Origin of the sequence: Halomonas sp. 707D4 (assembly GCF_024158685.1) — a bacterium.
Lineage (GTDB): Bacteria > Pseudomonadota > Gammaproteobacteria > Pseudomonadales > Halomonadaceae > Vreelandella.
In genome coordinates this window covers 1-6033 of sequence record NZ_JAMZBD010000174.1, presented here as the reverse complement: position 1 = coordinate 6033, position 6033 = coordinate 1, and the positions used below count along the sequence as shown (strand labels likewise).

4 protein-coding genes are annotated in these 6033 nt (G+C 65.4%); all 4 read left to right on the top strand.

The features are described from left to right. Positions 1-41 precede the first annotated feature (41 nt). Positions 42-515, top strand: coding sequence for a phosphatidylglycerophosphatase A (locus BIS11_RS09120; protein ID WP_253420002.1), 474 nt, complete (start codon positions 42-44; stop codon positions 513-515). Positions 516-613: 98 nt separating this feature from the next. Then, on the top strand, positions 614-1870 hold the full coding sequence (locus BIS11_RS09115) for a DUF945 family protein (protein ID WP_253420005.1): 1257 nt from the start codon (positions 614-616) through the stop codon (positions 1868-1870). Between the two features lie 93 nt (positions 1871-1963). Further along, positions 1964-4414: an endopeptidase La gene (lon, locus tag BIS11_RS09110; protein ID WP_253420007.1), complete on the top strand. Its 2451-nt coding sequence runs from the start codon at positions 1964-1966 to the stop codon at positions 4412-4414. A 134-nt stretch (positions 4415-4548) separates the two neighbouring features. Beyond that, positions 4549-6033: PAS domain-containing protein (locus tag BIS11_RS09105; RefSeq protein ID WP_253585950.1), on the top strand; the 1485-nt coding region annotated here is incomplete at its 3' end.

Sequence of the window (6033 nt, the reverse complement as noted above, 5' to 3'; positions counted from 1 at the left end):
GCCGCGCGCCAGGGGTGGCAGCACTTTCAAGGGGGGAGGCCATGAACCAGGCACCCGGTAGCGTCTGGCGACGCCCTACCCATTTCTTCGCCTTCGGCCTGGGCAGCGGCATGGTGCCCTGGGCGCCGGGCACCTTCGGCACGCTGGCCGCGATTCCGTTTTTCTGGCTGATGGCGGATCTGCCGCTAGGCTGGTACATGAGCCTGGTGTTCGTCGCCTTCGTGGTCGGCGTGTGGCTGTGCGACAAGACTTCCCACGATCTCGGCGTGCACGACCACTCCGGCATCGTCTGGGACGAGTTCGTCGGCTACTGGATCACCATGGCCGCCGTACCGTTCTCCTGGGAGGCGGCGCTTTGGGGGTTCGTGGTGTTTCGTATCTTCGACGTCTTCAAGCCCTGGCCGATCCGCTGGGCCGACCGCCGCGTGGCGGGGGGCTTCGGCATCATGATCGACGACGTCATGGCGGGCATCTACGCCTGGAGCACCATGCACCTGTGGTTCTGGCTACACTGAAGGCCAACGCTTTCGCCGATGCGGCGTGAGCCCGGCCTGTCCGGGTCGGAAATTGTACGACCAGCGGCGTCATTCATGGAGCTGTCCGAGGAGATGGCATGCGCAAGGAACGTCTCATCGTCCCGATCATCGTGACCCTGACCGTGATCTGGGCCGTGGCGCAGCTGATTTCGAGCGTGCTGTTCGAGCGCAGCCTGAACCAGGCGCTGGAGGATCTCGAGGCCCGCGGCGAGTGGCGCGTCAGCCGAACCGAGAGCCGTCAGGGCTGGTTGACCTCCCGAGGGCGGCTTTCGCTGTCGCCGCTGCTCGGTCGCCCCTGGCGGCTCGAGCTGACCTACGATGCCCGCCATGGCCTCTTGACCACCGACGTTCAGGGCACCGTCGTGCCGCGCCTGGACAGCGCCTTGCAAAAGGCGGTCGGCGAGGTATCGGCGCTGTCGCTGCCGCGCTGGGAAGGGCGCTACCATACGCTTTCCGGCAAGAGCGAGCTGCGCCTGGCGCTGGCGCCGTTCATCATCCAGCAAAACGGCCGCGAGCTCGACGTGCGCGGCGCCCGACTGCGCCTCGAGGGGGTCTTCGGTGACTGGCGCCTGCGCGCGCGCTTCGACCAGCTCACCCTGAGCGACGGCCAGGCCTACCTCACCCTGGGGCCGACGACGCTCGAAAGCCGCTATACCTACATCGAGGATGCCTATCACTTCGCCCAGCGCGACCACCTGCATGTCGAGTCCGCGACGCTGTTCTATCCCGCCTTCGAGGTCCAGGTCGAACCCATCGACCTCAACAGCGACATGGTGCTCGACGAAAGCGAGCTGCGACTGAAGGGCCGCCTGGCACTCGGTGACGTGCGCGTACCCAGCGAAGCGCCGGAGACGGCGCTGGTCAGCGGCGTGATCGAAGCCGAGCTTTCGCGGCTCAACGCCGATGCGGTGCGCAACATCATTGCCCGGCTGCGTCAGGAAGCGGCCTGGGGCGATCGCAGCCTGCCGATGGCCGAAGGCCTGCTGGCCCGCATGGAGCCCGATATCCAGGCGCTTCTGAGCGATTCGCCGCGCCTCGACGTGACCGACATCGAGCTCGAAAGCCCGCTGCTGGGAATCACCGTCAAGGCCGACGGCGCGCTGTTCTTCGATGGTCGCAAGCCCGAGGCACTCAGCGTGGTGAACCTTCAGGCGCCTCTCGAGCGCGGGCGCTGGAAGGACCGCATCGACGGCGATTTCGTCTGGTACGACGCACCGACCGTGGCCGCGCTGTGGCTGGGTCTTCCGCTGGGCACCCGGGAGCTGCAGTTCGACGTCATCCGCGGCGTCTGGCGGGTGAACGGACGCCCCATGCCGGAGCTCTGGCCGCAATAGGCGCATGCCAGGGTTGAAGTTTCGCCGTACAGCCCACATTCCTTAGGCAACGCTGGGCGGCACTGGCCGCCGGTATCCGTCAATGGAGGGCGCATGAGCGACCAGGATTTCGAGCACGACAACGAACACTCCGTATGGCTTGACGACGACGCCGAGACCCACGATCACGGTGGCGAAGGCGAGCACCACTCCGACGGCGAGCAGGCGCACTCGCTGGTGCCGGCAAGCGACATGCTCCCTGAGCGCATCTACCTGCTCCCCATTCACAATCGCCCGTTCTTCCCGGCGCAGGTGCAGCCCCTGGTAATCAACAAGGAGCGCTGGGAGGAGACCATTCGCCGGGTGGGCAACACGCCGCACCATACGCTGGGCGTGGCTTTCGTCGGCGAGCAGGGCGTGAGCGAGCTCGACGAGGAGGGCTTTCCCGCCATCGGCACCGCCGTGAAGGTACACAAGCTCAAGAGCGAAGACCAGCAGATCCAGTTCATCGCCCAGGGGCTTCGTCGCTTCAAGATCCAGCGCTGGCTCTCCCGCAAACCGCCGTACCTGGTGGAAGTGACCTATCCCAAGGAGCCGGTGGACGCGGAGAACGAGGAGACCCGCGCCTACGCCATGGCGATCATCAACGGCATCAAGGAGCTGCTGCCGATCAACCCGCTCTACGGCGAAGAGCTCAAGCAGTATCTCAACCGCTTCAGTCCCAATCAGCCGGGCCCGTTGACCGACTTCGCCGCGGCGATCACTTCCGCCAAGGGCCCGGAGCTTCAGGACGTGCTGGCCACGCTCCCGGTGGCGGATCGCATGCACAAGGTGCTGCCGCTGCTGCGCAAGGAGATCGACGTCGCCAAGCTGCAAAGCGAGATCAGCGAGCAGGTCAACGCCCAGATGCAGGAGCGCCAGCGCGAGTTCTTCCTGCGCGAGCAGCTGAAGGTCATCCAGCGCGAGCTCGGCATTTCCAAGGGCGACCGGGAGAACGACGTCGACACCTTCCGCGAGCGCCTGAAAGCCCTGAAAGTGCCCGACCGGGTGCAGACGCGCATCGACGAGGAGCTTGGAAAGCTCAGCGTACTCGAGACCGGCTCGCCTGAGTACGGCACCACGCGCAACTACCTCGACTGGCTCACCTCGCTCCCCTGGGGGGTGACCAGCGAGGACAAGCTCGACCTGAACCACGCCCGCCAGGTGCTGGATCGCGACCACGACGGGTTGGGGGATGTGAAGGAGCGCATCGTCGAGTTTCTCGCCGAAGGCACCTTCAAGGGCGACGTCGGCGGCTCGATCGTGCTGCTGGTCGGCCCGCCCGGGGTGGGCAAGACCTCGGTGGGGCGCTCGATCGCCGAGGCCCTGGGGCGCAAGTTCTACCGCTTCTCGGTGGGCGGCATGCGCGACGAAGCCGAAATCAAGGGCCACCGGCGTACCTACATCGGCGCCATGCCCGGCAAGCTCGTCCAGGCCTTCAAGGAGGTCGAGGTCGAGAACCCGGTGATCATGCTCGACGAGATCGACAAGCTCGGTCAGTCTTTCCAGGGCGATCCGGCCTCGGCGCTTCTCGAGGTGCTCGACCCGGAACAGAACGTCGACTTCCTCGATCACTACCTCGACGTGCGCATGGATCTTTCCAAGGTGCTGTTCGTGTGCACTGCCAATACCCTGGACTCGATTCCCGGGCCGCTGCTCGACCGCATGGAGCAGATCCGTCTTTCCGGCTACATCGCCGAAGAGAAGATGCAGATCGCCAAGCACCACCTGTGGCCGAAGCTCTTGAAGCGCAACAAGCTGCCGAGAAAGCGCATCAACCTGACCGATGCCGCGCTCAGGCAGGTGATCGAGGGCTACGCCCGGGAAGCCGGGGTGCGTCAGCTCGAGAAACAGCTTCACCGCATCGTGCGCAAGGCGACGGTCAAGCTGCTCGAGGAGCAGGAGGAGCCGGTCAAGATCTCGGTGAAGAACCTCGAGGAGTTCCTCGGCGCGCCGCTTTTCCGCAAGGAGAAGGTGCTCAAGGGCGAAGGCGTGGTCACCGGATTGGCCTGGACCTCGATGGGCGGGGCGACCCTGCCGATCGAGGCGGGCAAGGTGCACTCGCTGGATCGGGGCTTCAAGCTCACCGGCAAGCTGGGCGACGTGATGCAGGAGTCCGCCAACATCGCCTACAGCTACACCCTGGGCCATCTCAAGGAGTACGGCGCCCAACCGACGTTCTTCGACAAGGCGTTCATTCACCTGCACGTGCCCGAAGGGGCGACGCCCAAGGATGGCCCATCCGCCGGGGTGACGATGACCACCGCGCTACTGTCGCTGGCCACCGGCAAGGCGATCCCGCGGCCTCTGGCGATGACCGGTGAGCTGACGCTGACCGGCCAGGTGCTGCCGGTGGGCGGCATCCGCGAGAAGGTGATCGCTGCCCGGCGCAGCGACATCTTCGAGGTCATCCTGCCCGAGGCCAACCGGCGCGATTACGACGAATTGCCGGACTACCTGAAGGAGGGCATGACGGTCCACTTCGCCAACCGCTACAAGGACGTCGCCAACGTCGTGTTCGCCTGACGCCTTTTTGGATCTATCGGGACGCCACTCTTGCGAAAGAGTGGCGTTTTTTTGGCTTATTCGTCGAATCAAACTTGGGAGACGTTGCGGATAATCACACGATAATTGTTAACAATGACAACTGGAAAGCCAACGTGCGCAACAATCAGCCTGTCACCCAACGTGAGTACGTGCTCGACGACGAAACCGTCCTGATCTCCCGGTCGGACCTCGAGGGCAACGTCACCTACGCCAGTGCCGCCTTCGTCGACGTCAGCGGCTACTCGCGCAACGAGTTGATGGGTTCGCCCCACAACATGATTCGTCATCCTGACATGCCGCCGGCGGCCTTTGCCGACTTCTGGAAGACCATCAAGGCCGGCAACACCTGGCAGGGACTGGTCAAGAACCGGCGCAAGAACGGTGACCACTACTGGGTCAATGCCACTGCCGCTGCACTGCGCGATGGTGAGCGCATCGTCGGCTATACCTCGGTGCGCCGCAAGGCAAGCCCCGAGGAGATCGCGCTGGCCGACAAGGTCTATGGCGAGCTTCGCGAGAAAGGCGCCTCGCGCAAGTACCGCGTCCACCAGGGGGCGCTTCGGCGCAAGGGCGTGATGGGGCTCGTCCGTCGCTTTCACCTGGGGAGCCTGCGCGCCAAGCTGATCGGCATGGTGGTCGTATCGCTTCTGTTGTTGAGCCTGGCCGGGGCGGTGGGCATTCTCGGGCTGGTCAACGCCGGCGAGCGGCTCGACCGGCTCAACCGCGCCGGCCTCCAGTCGATTGCAAGTCTCCAGGAGATCGAGCGCCATATCGGCCAGACCGTCGAGCTGGTCGAGCCCGCCGTGCGCAACCCACGCCGCGCGGACCTCGACGCGGTCGCCGCGACCACCGCCACCTACCGCGAGCAGATCGAGACCCAGTGGACGAGCTACGTCGCGGCAGAGGAGCCGGGCAACACTCTCGTCGAGGCCTATGAGGATGCACTCGGCGATTGGCTGGGTGGTATCGACGCGTCGATCGCGGCGGTGATCGACGGCAACGGGTTTGCTGCCTTCGAAGCGTTCAACGACGTCGTCACGCCGGCCACTCAATCGCTTCGCGCGCTGAGCAGCGATCTGGTGATCCAGGATCGCGACAGCGCCCAGGTGCTAGTCGGCGAAGCGGGGCAGGAGCGTCAGCGCATGTTGGTCACTCAGCTATCGCTGATCGCCATCGGCCTGGTGGTGATGATCCTGTTGAGCGTCGTGATCCTGCGCTCGGTCTTCAAGGGCCTGGCCGGCGCCCGGCACATGACCTTCCAGGTGGCGGCAGGCAACCTCGCTGCGCGCAGCCACCAGCGCTCGAGCGACGAGCTGGGCGATCTGCTCTACTCGCTGGATACCATGCGCTTCAGCCTGGCTGCCGTGGTCGGCGAGGTGGAAAACCGGGTCGCGGTGGTGACGCCCGCCGTCGAGCAGATCGCCGAGGAGAACGAGAGCCTCGCCCGGCGCACCGGCCAGCAGGCCAGCGCGCTCCAGCAGACCGCCGCCAGCATGGTGCAGATGACCGAGACGGTCGCCCAGAACAGCGAGAACGCCCGCCAGGCAAGCGAGCTGGCCGACCAGAACGCCGCCAGCACCCGCGATACCCGCCAGCAG

Excerpts from the sequence above, each read along its gene's own strand:
- BIS11_RS09120 (WP_253420002.1), top strand. The coding sequence starts at position 42 with ATGAACCAGGCACCCGGTAGCGTCTGGCGACGCCCTACCCATTTCTTC.
- BIS11_RS09115 (WP_253420005.1), top strand. The coding sequence starts at position 614 with ATGCGCAAGGAACGTCTCATCGTCCCGATCATCGTGACCCTGACCGTG.
- lon (WP_253420007.1), top strand. The coding sequence starts at position 1,964 with ATGAGCGACCAGGATTTCGAGCACGACAACGAACACTCCGTATGGCTT.